Origin of the sequence: Rudanella lutea DSM 19387 (assembly GCF_000383955.1) — a bacterium.
Lineage (GTDB): Bacteria > Bacteroidota > Bacteroidia > Cytophagales > Spirosomataceae > Rudanella > Rudanella lutea.
Genome location: NZ_KB913013.1, coordinates 4,893,262 through 4,912,136 on the forward strand (window position 1 = coordinate 4,893,262; position 18,875 = coordinate 4,912,136).

At 55.8% G+C, this 18,875-nt stretch carries 13 protein-coding genes; 7 read left to right on the forward strand and 6 right to left on the reverse strand.

The window, feature by feature from the left end; all coding sequences use genetic code 11:
* Positions 1-29: 29 nt before the first annotated feature.
* Together RUDLU_RS0120240 and RUDLU_RS0120245 are read right to left on the reverse strand one after the other, a co-directional pair.
* Positions 30-1,568: a SusD/RagB family nutrient-binding outer membrane lipoprotein gene (locus RUDLU_RS0120240; RefSeq protein ID WP_019990251.1), complete on the reverse strand. Its 1,539-nt coding sequence runs from the start codon at positions 1,566-1,568 to the stop codon at positions 30-32.
* Between the two features lie 12 nt (positions 1,569-1,580).
* Entirely contained in the window at positions 1,581-4,670 is a 3,090-nt protein-coding gene (locus RUDLU_RS0120245) for a SusC/RagA family TonB-linked outer membrane protein (protein ID WP_019990252.1), read from the reverse strand.
* A gap of 676 nt (positions 4,671-5,346) precedes the next feature.
* Between RUDLU_RS0120245 and RUDLU_RS0120250 the strand changes: the two genes are divergently transcribed.
* From RUDLU_RS0120250 to RUDLU_RS0120275, 6 genes are all read left to right on the forward strand, one after another.
* Positions 5,347-8,526: a SusC/RagA family TonB-linked outer membrane protein gene (locus RUDLU_RS0120250; protein ID WP_027303239.1), complete on the forward strand. Its 3,180-nt coding sequence runs from the start codon at positions 5,347-5,349 to the stop codon at positions 8,524-8,526.
* A 122-nt stretch (positions 8,527-8,648) separates the two neighbouring features.
* Positions 8,649-10,109 carry a SusD/RagB family nutrient-binding outer membrane lipoprotein gene (locus tag RUDLU_RS0120255; protein WP_019990254.1) on the forward strand — a complete coding sequence of 487 codons (1,461 nt, stop codon included), beginning with the start codon at positions 8,649-8,651 and terminating at the stop codon, positions 10,107-10,109.
* 26 nt (positions 10,110-10,135) lie between these two features.
* The gene (locus tag RUDLU_RS0120260) at positions 10,136-10,672 is read left to right on the forward strand and encodes a hypothetical protein (protein WP_019990255.1); all 537 of its coding nucleotides are present in this window, start codon (positions 10,136-10,138) and stop codon (positions 10,670-10,672) included.
* 93 nt (positions 10,673-10,765) lie between these two features.
* A complete protein-coding gene (locus tag RUDLU_RS0120265) occupies positions 10,766-11,950 on the forward strand; it encodes a pyridoxal phosphate-dependent aminotransferase (RefSeq protein ID WP_019990256.1) in 1,185 nt (394 codons plus the stop codon).
* 137 nt (positions 11,951-12,087) lie between these two features.
* Complete coding sequence (gene aroB, locus RUDLU_RS0120270; RefSeq protein ID WP_019990257.1) at positions 12,088-13,116, forward strand: 3-dehydroquinate synthase; 1,029 nt, start codon at positions 12,088-12,090, stop codon at positions 13,114-13,116.
* Between the two features lie 131 nt (positions 13,117-13,247).
* A complete protein-coding gene (locus RUDLU_RS0120275) occupies positions 13,248-13,808 on the forward strand; it encodes a DUF4136 domain-containing protein (RefSeq protein WP_019990258.1) in 561 nt (186 codons plus the stop codon).
* 81 nt (positions 13,809-13,889) lie between these two features.
* On the opposite strand, the gene nspC is transcribed toward RUDLU_RS0120275, so the two are convergent.
* The 4 genes from nspC to RUDLU_RS0120295 form a co-directional block, all read right to left on the reverse strand.
* A complete protein-coding gene (nspC, locus tag RUDLU_RS0120280; protein WP_027303241.1) occupies positions 13,890-15,038 on the reverse strand; it encodes a carboxynorspermidine decarboxylase in 1,149 nt (382 codons plus the stop codon).
* 109 nt (positions 15,039-15,147) lie between these two features.
* On the reverse strand, positions 15,148-15,963 hold the full coding sequence (locus tag RUDLU_RS0120285; protein ID WP_019990260.1) for an energy transducer TonB: 816 nt from the start codon (positions 15,961-15,963) through the stop codon (positions 15,148-15,150).
* 51 nt (positions 15,964-16,014) lie between these two features.
* Positions 16,015-16,743: a hypothetical protein gene (locus tag RUDLU_RS0120290; RefSeq protein WP_019990261.1), complete on the reverse strand. Its 729-nt coding sequence runs from the start codon at positions 16,741-16,743 to the stop codon at positions 16,015-16,017.
* Between the two features lie 255 nt (positions 16,744-16,998).
* On the reverse strand, positions 16,999-18,207 hold the full coding sequence (locus RUDLU_RS0120295; protein ID WP_027303242.1) for a saccharopine dehydrogenase family protein: 1,209 nt from the start codon (positions 18,205-18,207) through the stop codon (positions 16,999-17,001).
* 237 nt (positions 18,208-18,444) lie between these two features.
* Here RUDLU_RS0120295 and panD point away from each other — a divergent pair, with 237 nt between their 5' ends.
* Positions 18,445-18,798 (forward strand): aspartate 1-decarboxylase, encoded by a 354-nt coding sequence (panD, locus tag RUDLU_RS0120300; RefSeq protein ID WP_019990263.1) that lies wholly within the window; start codon positions 18,445-18,447, stop codon positions 18,796-18,798.
* Positions 18,799-18,875: the final 77 nt, after the last annotated feature.

The window sequence follows — 18,875 nt, forward strand, 5'->3', positions numbered from 1 at the left end:
TAGCTAAAAAACCACCAGCCCCGGCCAGCTTAAGGTTGGGTAAACCAAACAGGTTTGGTGTGATAATCGAGTTCGAGACCACCGAGCGGGCGCAGGGCTTCGAGATTCCAGACGTACTCCGAGTTGTACCGGGGCCGGATGCGCTGAGCCGGTTTTCCGTTGTTGACGGTCGCTACTGTGGGCAGCTGGAAGCTCGTAAATACCTCCGGGTTATAGTTGTACCGGCGCAGGTCGGACCACTGCTCCAGGAAGCCCCAGCCCCACTGGGCTATGTACTTCTGCAACATGATCTGGCTCAGCGTCAGTCCGGCGGCCGTAGCAGGCACCACCAGCGGGTTGCTCAGGTACGCCGTGCGGTCGGCTGCGGGAACGTTGACCCACGAGGCCGTCATGTGCGCTTCGATACCCCGACGGTACGCGGCCAGGGCGGTCGCTCTGTCGCCTTTGATAAACGCGGCTTCGGCTTTGATAAACTGAAGCTGAGCATAGGTCATAAGCGGAAACGGCCCTTTATCGGTAAAGATAAACTTACCCGTAGTACCGGCTGGGGGCAATACCGCCACCTGTGTCCCCCAGGGTGAGGGAACCCGCGTGGGCACAGGCACACTGGTCGCCGTCGACTGCCCCGCGCCGGGGTTGATGCCCCGGAACGTGCCGTCGCCACTGGCAGCCAGCAGAATAGGCAAGCGGGGGTCGCGCACGCCGGTAAACACGGTGCCGTCCATGAGCCGTACCGGAAAGGCTCCCTGCCCGTAGGCCTGCATATTCTGGCGCAGTGGTCCGAAAAACGAGCCATCGGCGGTGCTGAGGCCGTTAAATGTAAACAGGGCATCGTCGGCATTGCTCGTGAAGGCACTATCGACGTAGGCAATCACCTGATCGGGCTTGTACAACGACGGTTTGTTGGAGAGATGATGCGCGTTGATCGCCAGCAGGCCGTACGCAAACTTCTTCCATTTCAGGCGGTCGCCCCCGTAAATCCGGTCGCCCCGGCCGAGCGAGGCCGTTGATACGCGGCCGTCGGCCCGGTTCAGGTTTTTGATGCCTTCCTGCAACAGCCGCACCACTTCGGCGTACACCGTTTCCTGGGTGTCGTAGTTAAAGGTGTTTTTGTTCGGGTCCTGATCGAAGGCTTCTTTCAGGATAATCTCGCCGTGCACATCGGTGAGCATCTGCCAGCCCCAGGCTTGCAGTACCTGCCCCACACCGAGGTAATCCCAGCGCTCGTTGGCCTGGGCATCGGCCATCATGTTGAGGGTGTTGCGGCCCCCGCGCCAGTACACGTTCCGCCAGATTTCGCCCCCGGCATCGCTGTTGACGGCGTAGCTGTGCAGATCCCACACAACACCGGCGGTTGCGTTGTGCCAGTTCTGCACGTACGAACCGATGTACCGGGCGTCGAACTGAATACCGAGTACATACTGGTTCTGAATCGGAGCCAGCAGCAGCGCAGCCTCAACCTGGTCGGGGTTGTTGGGGTTTTTGTTGATGTCTAAGTATTTATCGCAGCTACTGAGCGACAGGCCCAGACCGGCCAGCAGCAGTGCGGAGAATTTCTTCAGGTTCATTCGTTTGTCGCGTTAAAAACCAATATTCACCCCAATGTTGAACACGCGCGGCAGGGGTAAGTTGCCGTAGTCGATGCCCATACCGCCCGAACCGCCGGTTACGGTATTGGCCGCGTTAACGCCCGGATCGCCACCGGTGTAGTTGGTGAGCATAAACAGGTCATTGGCCGTAACAAACAAACCTGCCGTTTTGACCACCCGCGACCGTTGCAGCAGCGAGGGGGCAAAGTTGTAGCGCAGGGTCAGTTCTTTCAGGCGCATCCAGTTCACGTCGCGCTCAATAAACTCCTCGTCGGCCAGGGCCGTATAGAAGCTGTTATTGTAGTACGGCACTACCTGAATCGTGTTGGGCGTTGGGTTGTCGGTATTTTCGAGTCCGTCTTTCAACACACCCGTAAACGTGTACGGTTTCTCACGATCGAGGGTTTTGGGGCTCAGACCCCGGTTGTAGAGGTACAGCTCGGTCGCGTTGAATACATCGCCCCCTTTACGCACGTCGATGACGAAGTTGAGGCCAAAGTTTTTGTACGAGAACGTATTCACCAAACCCACTACAAAATCGGGGTTGCGGTCGCCTACCACGTTCCAGACGGTTTCGGTCAGGGGTAAGCCCGATACGGGGCTGATCAGAATGTCACCCCGCGTGTTGCGCACGTAGCTGTTGCCGGTGAGGGTTGTCAGCGGGCCGTTCAGGCGGGCTCCGTTGCGTACGTTGCCAAACACCCAGGTGTCGGAGTTATAAAACTCAGACTGACCGCTGGGCAGCTCGGCCAGGCGGCTGTTGGTCTTGGTGAAGTTGGCCACCAGATTCCAGTTGAAGTTGGCTGTCCGAACGGGTTCGGCATTGATCGACAGCTCGACGCCATCGTTCCAGAGCCGCCCGCCGTTGATTACCTTCAGGATAAAGCCCGTACCGTAGCTAATACGCAAATCGCGGATGATCTGGTTAACGCTGTTGGTCTTGTAATACGCCAGATCGAAGCCGAGCCGGTTGTTGAAAAACTTCATCTCCGTACCTACCTCAAACGACGTTACTTTTTCGGGAACCAGGAACGGGTTGGGCGCCGTAAAGCCGTAGCTAAAGCCACCGCCCGTGGTGGTCTGGCTTTCGTAGGCCTGCGAGGTCGAATATTCGGGAGCCTCTTTACCCACCTGTGCGGCCGAAATACGGAACTTACCGTAGCTCAATACATCGCGGAAGCGGCCCTGAGGGATCAGGTCCGTGTACACTAAGCTGAACGAAGCTGAGGGGTAGAAGAACGAACGCGACGCTTTCGGGAACGTACTCGACCAGTCGTTACGGCCGGTCACGGTCAAAAACGCGACATCATTATACCCGAGCGTTACGTCGCCAAACACACCCACCAACCGGCGCTGCCGTACAAACTCACGCGATTTCTGGGTGAGGGGGTCGGTATTGTTGATCGAAACAAAGTTAGGGTCGAGGAATTTCTCACCCCGCGTAGCCAGCGAGCGGTAGTTGTAGTCGTAAATAGCCTGACCTACCCGCACCGAGGTGCTCAGCTTGCCAAAGTCTTTCTTGGCCGTGGCAAAATACTGGGCCGTAAGTGTCCGGTTGTTATCGGTCGATTGGTCGATGGCCCCGCCGATAACCCCGCCCGAGCGGTTCGATTCGGGGTGGTACATAAACATGTACTGCGTTGAGTACACATCAAGACCCACCCGGCCGGTAAACGTCAACCAGTCGGTAGCGGCAAAATTGGCCCCTACGTTTGTAATCACGCGGTTGCCCCGGTCACGAAGCTTGTTTTTGTTCACGTCGAAGAACGGGTTTTCAATTTCGCTCGTGGCCGAGGTTACCTTCCGGCGCGACCCGTCGGGGTTGAGATAGCTCGTCATGTCGTCGCTCGAAGGCCACGACAGAAGGCCCAGCAAAAACGAGTTTGCCCCTTTCGATACCTTCACGTTGTCGGTGTTGATGTACTGCAAGGTCGATTCGAGCGACAGTTTGTTGCTCATTTTGGCAGTACCGCCGAGGCTCACGTTTAAGCGTTTGTACTCCGTAGTGGGTACTACGCCCTTGCTATTGAAATACCCACCCGAAAGCCGGTAGGTGTACCGATCCGACCCACCGTCGAACGAGATGTTGTGCCGCTGCCCGATACCGGTCTGCAAAAACGAGTTGGCGTTGTCGTACAGGGGCGTGTTTTCGGCATAGCGTGGGCCAAATGCGTTGAAGCTGGTGTTCTGGCTCACCCCGTTGTTGCCCTGGCTGTACACTTTCTGGGTTTCGGGGAGTAGTCCTACTTTCTGAATCGTGTACGTGCTGGTGTAGTTGATGCGGCCGGCACCGGCTTTGCCTTTCTTGGTCGTAATAACAATGGCACCGTTGGCCGCTTCAACCCCGTACAGGGCGGCTGCTTCGGGGCCTTTCAGTACCGTGATGGTTTCGATGTCGTTGGGGTTGATGTCCTGCGCCCGGTTCGAGAAGTCGATGTTCCGGTTTTCGAACGACTGCCCTGAGATACCGCCCGCTACAAACTGGTTGTTTTGGGCGGTGCGGTTGTCGATAGGCATCCCGTCGACAACGTACAGCGGCTGGTTGTTACCCGAAATCGAGTTGATCCCCCGAATCTGCACCCCCGACGAGGCACCCGGCATCCCGCTCGACGTACCTACCGTAAGACCAGCTACGCGGCCTTGCAGGGCATTGATGAAGTTGTCGCGCTGAGAGTTGGCCAAATCAGCCCCTTTCAGTTCTGATACAGAATAACCCAACTGACGTTTTTCGCGCTGGATACCGAGCGCCGTTACCACGACTTCGTTGAGGCTACCGGCTTCCTGCTCCAGTTTTACGTTCAGCACGGTGGCGTTGCCCACGGTTACGTCCTGGGTTTTGGTGCCGATGTAGCTTATACGTAGTACCTGACCCCGGCCGGCCTGAATACGAAACGTACCGTTAGCGTCGGTATTGGTACCGCGCGAAGTTCCTTTAACTACCACGCTCGCGCCCGGAATGGGGGCACCGTCTTCGGCAGCTGTTACTTTACCCGTGATGAAGTCATTTTGAGCGTGTGCTCCCAGAGCCACAACGCTAAACACGATGAACATCATCAGGAGTTTTCGTAAAGAAAACATCATAATGAAAGTTGATAAAATATAGAATGATCGGTTTTAGGGCAAAATTGGCCTCTTTCCGCCGAAATAAAAAGGATACAGCCTGGTTAGCGGATGATTTTCGTCAATAATTCTCTCTATATCCGGTAGATTAGTAAAAAGTTGTATTTTCTAAGGAATAAATAAAAAATGACTAAGGATTTAATTTGGTTAAACATGTAAATGATAAAATTTTGGTCGGCTATTGATAAAAATCATAAAATATAATTTGGATATATAGGATTGATGCTTATATTTGACGTACAACAAAACCGGCTTACCGCTTCGGCGCTGACTACTGGCCGCACTTGGGTCAGGGCCGACTGAGGTCTCGCTACGATCTGTACCACACTCGATGGACAGCCCGGCGAAACCCGCATGAACCGATGCCTCCGTTCGGGGGGCTCCTTCGTACCATTCGTTTCTCGTAACCAACTCAACAACTGGCTCCTGGAGCCGGGCCGGGTAGATAGTGTCTTCTATTTCTGGCGCTTGGGTTAGGCTGGTCTGCTTTGCCGTACTCACCGGAGTCGGCCAACGGGCCTTTGTCAGACTGCCCGGCTGGGGCGGTTGTGCGCACCGGGCGGCCAGTGTGCGTATGGGTTGCGCCTGCCGGGGCAGTCTGACAAAGGGATACTCACTTTTCAAACCGCCTTATCGAATGAAAACAAGACTACTCTCTTTTCTTTTGGGGTTTTTGACGCTGGTAGCCCATGCACAGGAGCGTATGCTGACGGGCACCGTCACGTCGGCTGAAGAAGGCGCCCTGCCGGGTGTCAACGTGGTGTTAAAAGGCAGCGAAACGTCGGGCCGTACAACCGGTACGACCACCGATGCCCGGGGGATGTTTTCGCTACGTATTCCCGACGATAAAGCCATTCTGGTTGTCAGCGCCATTGGCTTCGCCACCGAAGAGATATCGGTAGGTTCCCGCACGAATTTACCCATCACGCTTCGCTCCGATAACCGGCAACTGGCCGAGGTGGTGGTAACGGCCTTTGGCATCGCCAAGGAAAAAAAGGCCCTGGGCTACGGGGTGCAGGAAATCAAAGGCTCGTCGCTCACTGAAGCGCGGGCTACCAACGTGGCCAATGCGCTCTCGGGTAAAGTGGCCGGTTTGCGCATCGGCAGCAATGGCGGGCCCGGTAGCGGTTCCAGCATTCAGATTCGGGGGGCTGCGTCGATTTCGGGTAATAACCAACCCCTGATTGTGGTGGATGGCGTTCCGATTCAGCAAACCTCCGAGAAGCAGTTTGGCGGGGGGCTGTCGGAGATCAATCCGGACAATATCAAGGAGATCAGTGTGCTCAAAGGCCCCAACGCGGCTGCTTTGTACGGCTCGCGGGCGGCCAACGGCGTTATTCTGGTCACGACCAAAACGGGAGCCGGGGCCAAAGGAATCGGCGTCGAAATCAACTCCAACGTGACCGTTGACCGGGCCTGGATTTCGCCCGAGTTTCAGAATACCTACGGTGGCGGCAACGGCTACCGGACCTGGTACAACGATGGCTGGAGCGGGGCCATTACCGATCCCAAAGAGATAGCCCAATACCGGGCGGCCTATGGGCCAAATGCTCCGCTCAACGGCACTGAAGGTACCGACGAGAGCTGGGGAGCACCGATGGACGGGCGGCTGGTGCGGCATTGGTGGAGTGGGACCGAAGTGGCTCCGCTGACACCCATGCCGAACAACTGGCATGATTACTGGCAAACCGGCAAAACATTCACCAACAGTGTGGCTCTTTCGGGAGGCAACGACAAGGGCAATTTCCGGCTGTCGCTCGGGCGGCTTACCCAGCAGGGGATTATGCTCTACAACGACTTCCAGCGCGATAACTTCAAGTTTAACGGGAGCTACAATTTTACGCCCAAACTGACCGTCACGATTTCGAGCGAGTATGTCAAATCGGGCGGTAACCGGGGCTATCAGGAAGGGCAGCAGTTTATCTGGGCGCATCGCCAAACCGACTGGAGCCGCCTGAAAAACTGGCGCGACTACACATCGGTGCATATTCAGCGGGCCCTGCCCGGCCGCCCCGCCGATACCGACCCGCCCAACTGGCAGCACACGTTTTTCACGAACCCTTATTTCAGTGCCGAAATGCTGCCGTTCACCAACGACAAAGATCGGTTGGTAGGTAACCTGGCGCTCAACTACCAGCTGATGCCGGGCCTGAGCCTGCTGCTCCGTAGTGGTACCGATTTCTGGACGGATACCCGCATCAATGTGGTCAATTTTGAGCGGGTGCGCAATGGCAACCGCACCCCCGGCCGCTATTCCGAAGAAGTGCTCCGGCGGCAGGAGACGAACCACGACTTCATGCTGACCTACAACAAAACCATAACCCCCGACATCACCACCAATGTACAGGTGGGTGGGGTGCAGCGCACCAACTACTACAAACGCAACTACACCTACGTGGGCGAACTGGTGGTAGATGGTCTGTACAATCTGGCCAATTCCAACGTGAGCCAGAATGCGGTAGAAAGTGCCATCCAGAAATCGCAGATGAACAGTTTGTTTGCCTCGGCCGAGTTTGGCTGGCGCAACGCCCTGTTTCTGAACGCAACGGCCCGCAACGACTGGTCGAGCACGTTGCCGTCCAACGCCCGGAGCTATTTCTACCCGTCGGTGTCGGCGTCGGCCGTGCTGACCGACCTGCTCAACCTCTCCTCAGGTGTGCTGTCGTTCGGGAAGGTGCGGGCGTCGTGGGCGCAGGTAGGCAACGATGCCGACCCCTACCAGCTGACGCAGACGTTCCGGTCGGGGGGCTCGTGGAATGGTTCGGTGCCGGAGTTTTACGAAAACATCCGCATTGCCAATGCTACCCTCAAACCCGAAATCACAACGGGCAAGGAGTTGGGCCTTGATCTGCGGTTTCTGAAAGGCCGCATCGGGCTCGACGTAACCTACTACGATCAGACATCGCGCAACCAGATTCTGGCCGTCGATATTTCCAAGGCGAGTGGCTACAATCAGCGGGTGCTCAATGCGGGTATGCTCACCAACAAGGGAATCGAGATTGTTTTGTCGGGTACGCCCGTGAAGCTACCCTCGGGCCTGACCTGGGAAACAATCCTCAACTTTGCCCGCAACCGCAACCGGGTGGTTGAGCTGGCCGAGGGCCTGACAACCTACGTGCTCAACGCCCGGCAGGGCCTCAACTCCGAAGCCCGCGTGGGCGAAGCCTACGGCACCCTGTTCGGAATCGGGTTTGAGCGGGCACCCGATGGGCAGATCATCTACAACAATGGGTTGCCCGTTGTGTCGACAACGGCGCGGGTGCTGGGCAATATCCAACCCCGCTGGACGGGCGGCTGGCTCAATACACTCAACTACAAAGGGGTAGTGGTGTCGGCGCTGGTGGACGTAAAAATGGGGGGTGATTTCTTCGACGAAGGCACCGGCACCGCCCGCTGGACGGGTCAGCTGGCCGAAACGGCGGTGGGCCGAGAGGAGGGCATTATTGGCAAAGGCGTGGTGAACATCGGGACGCCCGAAAGCCCGCAGTACGTACCCAACACCGTGATTGTGCCGGCCACTACGCTCTACGGCTACAATAACCCCCGGCGCTACCACGAAGCCGCCATCTTCGACGGGTCGTATGTGAAACTGCGCGAGGCATCTATCGGGTATGCGCTGCCACCGGCTCTGCTGGCGGGTAAGTTTATCCGGTCGGCCAAGGTTTCGCTGGTGGGGCGTAACCTGCTCATGCTGTTCCGTAATAACCCCCACATAGACCCCGAAGTGGACCGTTTTGGCGGCAACGCCCAGGGTTTCGCGTACGGCGAACTCCCCAGCAGCCGAAGCATCGGTGTCAACCTGAATCTCAGTTTTTAAACGAGTTTTCAGTTTACGGTTTACAGTTTTCAGTTAGCTGACGCGTGCAATAGGCTTCGAAGAATCGTCGCTTCGTGCAACAATTAACTCTAAACCGTAAACTGAAAACCCTAAACTAAAAAATGATGAAAGCCTTTTTCCTATTCATAGGGGTCATGCTAACGGTCTCGTCCTGCACGGGCGACTTCGACGCGATGAACACCGACCCCAACAACCCCACGGCCCTCAGTCCGCAGTATCTGTTGCCGTACGGGATCGAGAAGGTGATAGACCGCTCATGGGGTGGCCGCGACCGGTTTGAACGGCTCAACCTCGACGGGGCCATGCTCTGGATGCAGTACCTCACCCGGAATATCTATTCCAACGAAGGTGATAACTACGGGCTTTCTGTGGCGTTTTACAACAACAACTGGAAAGCCCTCTACAACGATGGTCTGGTCAATTTTCAGCGGATGGTGAGCTTGTCGCAGCCGGGCGGCAAGTTTCAGAATACCAACTACGAGGGAATCGCCATCGTCATGCGGACCTGGACGTTTTCGCTCCTGACCGACCTCTACGGCCCAATTCCGTACACCGAAGCCCTCAAAGGCACCGCCGAACAGCCGGTTTATTCGCCAACGTACGACGAGATGGACAAGGTGTATGCCGGGATGCTGGCCGACCTCAAAACGGCCAACGAAAAACTGGTAGTGGGTGGTCCGGCCGTATCGGGCGATATTCTGTACAACGGCGATATTCTGAAGTGGAAGAAGTTTGCCAACTCGCTCCGCATCCGACTGGCCAACCGGCAGGCGGCCAAAAAAGCGACGGAGTCGCGGGCGATTATGGCCGAGATTCTGGGCGACCCGGCCAAATATCCCGTGTTTACAAGCAATGCCGATAATGCCTCGCTCAAATGCACCGAGGTGCTGTCGAGCAACAATGAGCTGTATCTGGTGATGGTCAACGATAGCCGTACCGACTGGAACGTGAGCAAAACCCTTGTCGACAAGCTCACCGACCTGGCCGACCCGCGCCTGACCGTGTACGCCCAACCGAACAAAGACGGCAAATATGTAGGCCATGCCAACGGCCTGCCCGATGCTATTGCAACCACCTACCTCGGCAGCAGCTCCAACATCGGCACGTACTTTATCCAGAAAACGTCGCCCCAGGTGGTTATGACGTATGGCGAACTGAACCTGATTCTGGCCGAAGCGGCTCTCGACGGCGACGTTTCGGGGAGTGCCCAAACGTATTTTGAAAAGGGGATGACCGCTTCATTTGAGCAGTACGGTCTCAAAATGACCGATACCTACCTCAAAACAGTGGGTACGGTGACCCGCGAGAAGGTGCTGGAGCAAAAGTGGATTGCCTTGTTTGGGCAGGGCCTGGAGGCCTGGACCGAATACCGCCGGACGGGCCTGCCTGTATTACCGCCCAAAGACCCGCGGGCTGTGTTTGAAAACGACGGGGTGTTGCCTACCCGTTTGCCGTATCCGACCTCCGAAGCCTCGCTCAACAACGCCAACATGGCTAAAGCGTTGACGATGATCGGCGGAAAGAACGACACGAAGGCTAAACTCTGGTGGTCAGAAAAATAGGATGTCGGCTTTTAACCCTGAAAAATATGAAACGAAACTGGCTGAAAAATAACCGTTTGACTGGCCGAATTTGGCTAAATTGTAAAAACCGGCTGTTAGCCTGGGGTTTGGTAGGCATTACCGGACTGTTGGGGCTTTCGGCCTGTCAGAAGGTCGATGACCCGTTTGTCGATCGGGTAGCGGCTCCGGTGCTGGTAATTATCGAAAACGCTACTGGCGATGGGGGTGGTCTTACAGGCGAACCCGTGGTATCGCAAAAGGTAAGTGGTACGGTGAGCGTTGGCGTTCGGATTCTGGAGCTGAACAAAGACGGAATCCTGAACAACAAAGTAGGAATCGACTCAATTCCGGTGACGGGGCTGGCCCTGAAAGTGACCCTCCGCAACGGCACCGCCCTCGGCGATGTCACAACCGATAGCCGGGGCCGAGCTACCCTGACCAAAACCTGGTCGGAGCTGGGCGTGGCAACCCCGCGCTCAGGTAGTGTAGTATTACTTACCTGGACCGGGTCGCACAAAAGCCAGGTCTTCAGTCGGTTATCTCGCGTGCAGGGAATTAATTAAACAACGATGAGCGATGAGTGATGAACGGTTCACAGTTACAAGAGGATTCATCACTCATCGCTTATCGCTAATCGTTCATCACTAACCACGTTTATGCAACACATTAACCGTCGTGACTGGCTACGGGCTGGTCTGATTTCCGGGCTCGGATTGGCCGGTATGCCCCTTTCCAACGCGTTGGCCGGTACATCGTGCGAGCCCTGGCTCGACGAAGTGGCTTTCCTGAACGGTGAAGCGCCGGTGGGCGGCCCGCCCAAAACGGTGGCTTTGAAAGCCCGCCTGTCGGCCAACGAAAACCCCTATGGACCTTCGCCCAAGGTGCTCAAAGCCATTGGCGAAGCTGCCCCCGATGGGTACCTGTACGCAATGGAGTACACCCGGCAGTTCAAAAAAATGGTGGCTCAGGAAGAGGGTGTGCCCGAGGAGTGCGTTTTGCTGGGAGCCGGTTCGGGGGAGCTGCTGAGTGCTACGGCGATGTACTATGCCTACAAAACCCCGGCGGGCAACAATCTGGTGTTTCCGGACCCCACGTTTGAGGCTCTGCCCCGCGCGGCTCTGCGTCACGGCATGACGGCCGAGCGGGTGCCGTTGGTGGCGGCCGATGGGTACGATCAGAATCTGCAAAAGCTAAGCGACCGGATTTCGGCCAAGACGAGTCTGGTGTACCTCTGCAATCCGAACAACCCCACGGCTATTCTGACCGACCCGGCCAAACTGCGCAGCTTTATCGGAGCTACGGCCGATAAAACGCCTGTTTTTGTGGACGAGGCCTATATTGATTACGTAGCCGACCCTAAAGCGGCCTCGATGGTCGATCTGGTGCGGAAAGGAAAGAACGTACTCATCAGCCGGACCTTTTCGAAAGTACACGGTTTTGCCGGGTTGCGCATCGGGTATCTGCTCGGCAAGCCCGAAACGCTGGCGCAGATTGCCGCTTTCTCGCCCAATGGTGGGGGCATCAGCATGACGTCGGTGCGGGCGGCCCTCATAAGTATGCCCGACAAAGCATTTTTGAAGTGGTCATTGGGCAAAACGGCCGAATCGAAGGCGTTTCTGGCCAATGTGCTCAAAGACAATGGCTACGAGGCCCTGCCCTCCGACGCCAACTTTGTGATGTTCCCGATCCGGATGAAAGGCGAAGATTTCACAGCTAAAATGATGGATCAGGGCGTGAGTGTGCGTCAGTGGAAATTCGATGGGCAATACTGGTGCCGGGTGAGCCTGGGCACCATGGAGCAGATGAAAGCCTTCGCCGACGGGCTGAAAGTGATTTCGTAGGAGGAGATAGGAGTGAGGAGGTAGGAGATAGGAGATAGGAGTGAGGAGTGAGGAGTTGCTGACGCACGAGTATTGCTTACGCGTCAGCATCTCCTCACTCCTATCTCCTACCTCCTGTATTCTCCTATATTTGCGCTATGTCTTCGGTAATCATAGCCTCTCTGCCCGAAAGCCTCCCTGCTTTCATCGCCCAAATCGACCCATCGGCCATTGCTGTTCTGGTCGACAACCATACCTACCGGCACTGCTACCCGGTGCTCAAACCGATTCTGCCTAAACATACGCTCATCCGGATTCGGGCGGGTGAAGAACAGAAGCATTTAGCGACTTGCCAAACCATCTGGGATGCCCTCACCCGCGCCAACTTCGACCGGCATGGGCTCCTGCTTAACCTCGGCGGGGGCGTTATTGGCGATATGGGAGGCTTTTGTGCCGCTACCTACAAGCGGGGCATTGCGTTTGCGCAGTTACCCACTACGCTGCTCTCGCAGGTTGATGCGAGCGTGGGTGGTAAACTCGGTATCGACTTTCAGGGGCTCAAAAACCATATCGGCGTTTTCAAATTGCCCGATGCCGTACTCATTGACCCCGCCATGCTCGCTACCCTGCCCGAGCGGGAGTTGCGGTCGGGCTTTGCCGAAATTATCAAACACTGCCTTATTGCCGACGCCGAACAGTGGCAGAAAATCCGGCGCCTGGAGCTGAACGACCAAAACTGGCCCGAACTGGTGGCGCACTCGGTGGCCGTGAAAGAGCGGGTGGTGGCGCAAGACCCCACCGAAAAGGGCCTGCGGAAGATCCTGAACTTTGGCCATACCCTCGGCCACGCTATCGAAACCCATTTTCTGGAAGATTCCCGCCGACGGCTGCTGCACGGTGAGGCTATTGCCGCCGGGATGGTGGCCGAAGCCTACATCGCGTTTAAAAAAGGAATGATCGACGAAACCTTGCTTACCGAAATCGAAGAGTACCTGTTTGCCGTATATGGAAGAACCCGACTAAAGGACGAAGACATGGACCCGATTCTGACCCTGACCCTTCAGGATAAGAAAAATCGGGCCGGACAAGTCCGGATGGCGTTGCTCGATGGGCGGGGTAGTTGCGCGTTCGACGTACCGGTTACAAAGGCTGAAATGAAGCAGGGCCTATTTTATTATCGCGGGTAAGTTTTTGAAATAATTCCGCGGTATGGGCTTGGTTCTCAAACAACTGATGGGTACATTGCGTTTGAACGGTAGTTGTATTATCAACCTGTAAAATCAGCAGTATCAGTTAAACATTTACTTCTCCTCAGGTCATGCGGAAAATCTTTGGCGCTCTCATTGTATTGGCCGTTGTCGGCCTAAGTTCGATTGGCTGTACACCCGGTAAGTTGTTCGTTGAGCATGATTACAGCTACGAAGGCCATTTCAAAAACTATACGTCCTTTAACTTTCTGGAGTGTGAATTCATTGACTCTACGTTGCTGTGCTCCGATATTCAGGACGCTATTCGCCATCAGATGGAAGCACGTGGCTATAAAGTGAGCAACCGCAATCCCAATCTGTTGATTTCGTACAATATTTTCCGCTCCGATCTCCGGTTCCGGGGGTATCAGCAGCCCGTAATCAAAGACTGGGTGGTTCGGGAAGATGACGACGCGACCTACAAACGCATTGATTATAACCTCGACGAGGGAACTCTGATGATTTCGCTCATCGACGCCGAAACGTATCAGGTAATCTGGAAAGGGTACGCGTCGAAGATGATGCGCAACCCCAACTTCAAGAATAACTACTTCAAAGGCATCGTCCGATCTATTTTCGATCAATACCCGCTCATGGCTACCACCGAGAGCAGTACCGGGAGAGGGCGGTAAAAAGCTTGAAGGTGAAAGAGCGAAAGAGTGAATGAGCAACCATGACAACCTGCGCTCTTTCACTCATTCACTCTTTCGCTTTTAACTCAGTCTATCCTTAAAGCTTTCGTAGCCGTATTGGCGCACGAGGGCAAAGGTACCGTCGGCTTTCAGGATGCCGATGGCGGGTAGACCCACCCCGTTGAAGGTGGTAGTTTTCACCATCGTGTAGTGAATCATGTCTTCGAAAATAATCGTGTCGCCCACCTGTAGGGGTTGGTCAAACGAGTAATCACCCATGAAGTCGCCGGCCAGGCAAGTCATGCCGCCGAGTCGGTAAGTCGGTTTGTCGGCAACGGGTTCCTGGTACGCTCCCCGAATCCGGGGTTTGTAAGGCATTTCGAGGGTGTCGGGCATGTGGGCCGCAAACGAGGTGTCGAGCACGGCCACGTCAATACCCTGACTGTCGAATACGTCGAGAACGGTAGCCGTCAGAACGCCCGTTTGCCAGCCAATGGCCGAGCCAGGCTCCATAATCACCTCCACGTTGTATTTTTCCCGGAAGGCTTTCAGGAGCCCAATCAGGTGCTCGGTATTGTAGCCTTCGCGGGTCATGAGGTGGCCTCCGCCCATGTTCACCCATTTGGCCTGATGCAATAGCGATGCAAAACGGCTTTCGAGGGCTTCGAGGGTCCGTTCGAGGGTGTACGAGTCGTTTTCGCAGAGTGTATGGAAATGGATGCCTTCCAGGCCATCGGGTAATTGGTCGGGCAGTTTGTCGCGTGTGACACCCAGCCGTGAGCCCGGCACGCAGGGGTTGTACATATCGGTAGCCACCTCCGAATACTGCGGATTGACCCGAATCCCGCACGAAACGCCCCGTTCCCGCGCCCGTTGACCAAACCGCTCCCACTGACTCCAGGAGTTGAAGGTGACGTGACTGCTGCGGTTAAGGACTTCCTCAAATTCATCGTCGCGGTACGCCGGAATGTAGGCGTGTGCCCGAATGCCCATGTACTCGTTTACGAGCTTGATTTCGTTGAGCGAGCTTGCCGTGGCTCCGCTCAGGTACTCGCGCACAATCGGAAACGCGCTGAACATCGAAAACCCTTTGAGTGCCAGAATAATCTGTACACCAGCGGCTTGCTGCACCGAGTCGATCAGTTGGAGGTTTTGGCGGAGTTTATCCTCTTCAAGTACGAAGCAGGGCGAGGGTATGTCGTTGATGATGGATTCGATGGTTGTATTCATACCGCAAAGGTAGTCAATCTGGAAACTTGGTAGCCGCCCGGCCGCAAACAGTTCTCCGAATATAGGCTGACCACCAGACAACTCCGGCTCTGTTTGCACCCGAGCCAACCTACTCCAGCGTGAAGGCGATGGGCAGCGTAAACCGGACCCGCACCGGACGACCCGACTGACGGCCGGGTTTCCAGCGAGGCATTTGCTGCACCACCCGGCGGGCTTCTTCGTCGCAGCCGAAGCTAATACCTTTCAGAACCTGTACGTCGGTCAGCGAGCCGTCGGAGTTGACCACAAAACCCACATACACGCGTCCGCTGATGCCTGCCTGAGCGGCCTGTCGTGGGTATTTGAGGTTGTTTGTGAGGTAACGGGTGAGGGCTTCCAGGCCACCCGCAAACTCAGGTTGCTGCTCAACGGCCAAAAACTCAGGTTCTTTTTCGGGCGTCACGTCAATGGCCGACTCGGTTTTGGTCGGCGTCACGGCCTCTTCGGGCGGGGCTATGATTGCGGTTTCGTCGCCGGTTCCTTCGCGGGTTTGGTCGCTTGGGGTTGCCTCGGCCAATTCCTCCACGGTTGGGGGGAGGTCGGCAGCGGTGACCTCGTTGTCGGGCAGTACTTCGGGCGGCAGGCTTCGAACCGTTTTGGGGGTTGGCAGCTCCTCTACCGGTGGTAGTTCAACGGGTTTTTCGGCGGGGGGCGTGTCGAGCCGGGCGTTTTCGAGGGTCACCTCGCGGAGGTATTCCGACGGCCCGGTTTGCGGGTTCAGCCGGGCGTAGAGCGTGGGGGCTGATACCCCCAACAAAAACAAACCGACGCCCAAACCCAAAGCGCGGGTAAGCGTCGGTTGGTACCGTTGCCGCAACAGATAGGCCCCGTAGGCCCGGTTGCGCGATTCAAAGACAATGTCGTTCAGTGTCGAGGGCGTTTGCATAATCCAGCAGATTTTAGCGTGTGTCTGTTGGATGCAGGTGCCCTGTCTATTTCACAAGCTGTCGTAATACTTCACGATCTGCGCCAGCTCGGCATCGGTTTTGGCGTCCAGTTTTTCGCCTTTGATGTACGTTTCGAGTGGGCCGTTTTTATCGCTCAGTGCCTCTATGATGCCCTTTTTGCCTTTTTTGACCTTGGTGATTGTCTGATCGGGTTTGAGTACAAAATAGGTGTACTCGTTAGTGTAGGCATCGTAACGGGTATCGGTCGAGTAGGGCGACTTAAAATCGGCTTGCCGGAACTCCTTGCCCACGCGCTTGAGCAACGATGTTTTGCCGTCGTACAAAACGAGAAAATAACTGCCCCGGAGCCTGGTGTCGTCGGTTTTGAGGTCGGCAAAACGTCGGAACAGCCACTCGGCCCCGTCGTCGGAGCGGAGCACAAATTGCTTTACCTGATTGGGGTACACGATGATGGAGTCGTTGGCCTGCGGGCGCTTGAGCACCAGATTCTGGCTGTACGCATCGTACTTGATGGGTACGCTCTCGTAATTACGGCCCGTAACCAGATCGACCCGGCCGAGGCTCCAGTCGTTCAGAAAATAAGGGCTACCCTGCACGCCTTCGTAGCGGGTGTCTATGCGCTGCATCACGCCGAAGGTGTTGGAGCCTACCCACTGCTGCATGTTCTGAACTGTGACCGGCGCGGCCGGGGTAGTGGTCTGGGCGAGCGCGGGCAAGGTAAGCAACAGCGCCGGGCAAACCATAAAGAAGTGTCGCATGGCAAAAAGAAGCTAATCGTCAGACCAATATAGTGGGTTTGGAGTTTTTGGTTTAGGGTTTATCGGGTGTAGGACAAGTTTATTTTTTTCGACAGGATTACAGGATGTACAGGATTTTCTTCCTTAAAAATAATCCTGTACATCCTGTAATCCTCCGGGCCGCCGGGCGGTCGAAGAAGCGTCCGGCGAGCTTATCACAAAGAACTTGTCCTACACCCGTTTATGGTTTTTAGTGAGTACCAAAAACCCTAAACCCTAGTACTCGTGCGGCAGGGGTATGTTGATGCGCTCCTGTACGGGAAGCCCCTGCTTGTTCATTTGCTCGATGAACGGATCTGGGTCGAGTTCTTCGCAGTTCCAGACACCGGCCTTCATCCAGTCGCCCCGCAGCATGAGCATAGCACCGATCATAGCCGGTACGCCCGTGGTGTAGCTCACGGCCTGTCCGCGCACCTCTTTGTAGGTTTCGGCATGGTCGCAGTTGTTCCAGATGTAGTAGGTGCGGTCTTCACCGTCTTTCACGCCTTTGATCTGGCAACCGATGCTCGTTTGACCCGAATAGTTTTCGCCGAGGGTATCGGGGGCGGGGAGTACAGCTTTCAGGAATTCGAGCGGTACAATTTGCTGCCCCTGGAAGTTGATCGGCTGAATGCTCGTCATACCCACGTTTTGCAGCACTTCGAGGTGGGTCAGATACGCCTGCCCGAAGGTCATCCAGAAGCGCGCCCGCTTCAGGGTCGGGAAGTTCTTCACCAGCGATTCGAGTTCTTCGTGGTACAGCACATACGACTCTTTCGGGCCGATTTCGGGGTAGTCGATGGGTTTGTGCTGGCTCATGGCCGGAATTTCGACCCACTCGCCGTTTTCCCAGTAGCGGCCCGGCTGGGTAATCTCGCGGATGTTGATTTCGGGGTTGAAGTTGGTCGCAAAGGCCTTTCCGTGGTTGCCCGCGTTGCAGTCCACAATGTCGAGGTAGTGCATCTCGTCGAAGTGGTGCTTGGCTGCATAGGCCGTAAATACCTGCGTGGCACCGGGGTCGAACCCACAGCCGAGCAATGCCATGATACCCGCCTGCTCAAACCGCTCTTTGTAGGCCCACTGCCAGCTGTATTCAAACTTGGCCACATCTTTGGGCTCGTAGTTGGCCGTGTCCATGTAGTGCGTGCGGGTTTCCAGACAGGCGTCCATGATAGGCAGGTCCTGATAGGGCAGGGCCACGTTGATCACCAGCTTAGGCTCGTATTTACGAATCAGGGCGACCATCTCGGCCACTACGTCGGCATCAACGGCATCGGTACGGATGGTGACGCCGTGCATCTCCTGAATTTCGGCGGCAATTTTATCACATTTCGACTTCGTGCGGCTGGCCAGGATGATGTCGGTAAAAACGTCGCTGTTCATCGCGCATTTGTGCGCTACTACACTGCCGACGCCCCCGGCGCCAATAATCAAAACTCGGGACATGAGATTGGTTTATGTTTTGAAGTTTATGGTTGGTGGTTTATGGTTGCTCAGGCCGAAACTGCAGCGGGTGGAGCCTCCTGCCTATGAAAACCGATACATGATAAACCACAAACCCGTAACGGCTTCGCAAAGATAGCCCTTTCGATAGTTCTGCAACCAAAGGCGGGGGGGCGGTGTTTCAGGGGTGCCTGCTTAGAGTGGAAAATCCACTACTTTTGCCCGGCAATTGTCTACTTCATGTTCGTTACCGTATTAAAATCGAAACTGCACCGGGTCCGCGTGACTCAGGCCGAACTCAACTATGTGGGGAGCATTACCATCGACGAAGATCTTATGGAGGCTGCCGGCATCATGGAAAATGAGCAGGTACACATTGTTAACAACAACAACGGCGAGCGCCTGATTACCTACGTGATCAAGGGCGAACGGGGCTCGGGGATCATTTGCCTCAACGGAGCGGCTGCCCGCCGGGCGCAAGTTGGCGACATCATCATCATTATCTCGTATGCCATGATGACCCCCGACGAAGCCCGCGCCCACAAACCGACTGTGGTGTTCCCCGACGAAAATAATCGATTAATAAAAGGGTAGAAAAAGGGAGAAAGGAGAACGGAAAAGGTAGCGTTATCCATACTTTTCCGTTCTCCTTTCTCCCTTTCCTCCCTTCT

Excerpts from the sequence above, each read along its gene's own strand:
- RUDLU_RS0120245 (WP_019990252.1), bottom strand. The coding sequence starts at position 4,670 with ATGATGTTTTCTTTACGAAAACTCCTGATGATGTTCATCGTGTTTAGC.
- RUDLU_RS0120285 (WP_019990260.1), bottom strand. The coding sequence starts at position 15,963 with ATGCAAACGCCCTCGACACTGAACGACATTGTCTTTGAATCGCGCAAC.
- aroB (WP_019990257.1), top strand. The coding sequence starts at position 12,088 with ATGTCTTCGGTAATCATAGCCTCTCTGCCCGAAAGCCTCCCTGCTTTC.
- RUDLU_RS0120240 (WP_019990251.1), bottom strand. The coding sequence starts at position 1,568 with ATGAACCTGAAGAAATTCTCCGCACTGCTGCTGGCCGGTCTGGGCCTG.
- RUDLU_RS0120275 (WP_019990258.1), top strand. The coding sequence starts at position 13,248 with ATGCGGAAAATCTTTGGCGCTCTCATTGTATTGGCCGTTGTCGGCCTA.
- RUDLU_RS0120295 (WP_027303242.1), bottom strand. The coding sequence starts at position 18,207 with ATGTCCCGAGTTTTGATTATTGGCGCCGGGGGCGTCGGCAGTGTAGTA.
- nspC (WP_027303241.1), bottom strand. The coding sequence starts at position 15,038 with ATGAATACAACCATCGAATCCATCATCAACGACATACCCTCGCCCTGC.
- RUDLU_RS0120255 (WP_019990254.1), top strand. The coding sequence starts at position 8,649 with ATGATGAAAGCCTTTTTCCTATTCATAGGGGTCATGCTAACGGTCTCG.
- panD (WP_019990263.1), top strand. The coding sequence starts at position 18,445 with ATGTTCGTTACCGTATTAAAATCGAAACTGCACCGGGTCCGCGTGACT.
- RUDLU_RS0120260 (WP_019990255.1), top strand. The coding sequence starts at position 10,136 with ATGAAACGAAACTGGCTGAAAAATAACCGTTTGACTGGCCGAATTTGG.
- RUDLU_RS0120290 (WP_019990261.1), bottom strand. The coding sequence starts at position 16,743 with ATGCGACACTTCTTTATGGTTTGCCCGGCGCTGTTGCTTACCTTGCCC.
- RUDLU_RS0120265 (WP_019990256.1), top strand. The coding sequence starts at position 10,766 with ATGCAACACATTAACCGTCGTGACTGGCTACGGGCTGGTCTGATTTCC.
- RUDLU_RS0120250 (WP_027303239.1), top strand. The coding sequence starts at position 5,347 with ATGAAAACAAGACTACTCTCTTTTCTTTTGGGGTTTTTGACGCTGGTA.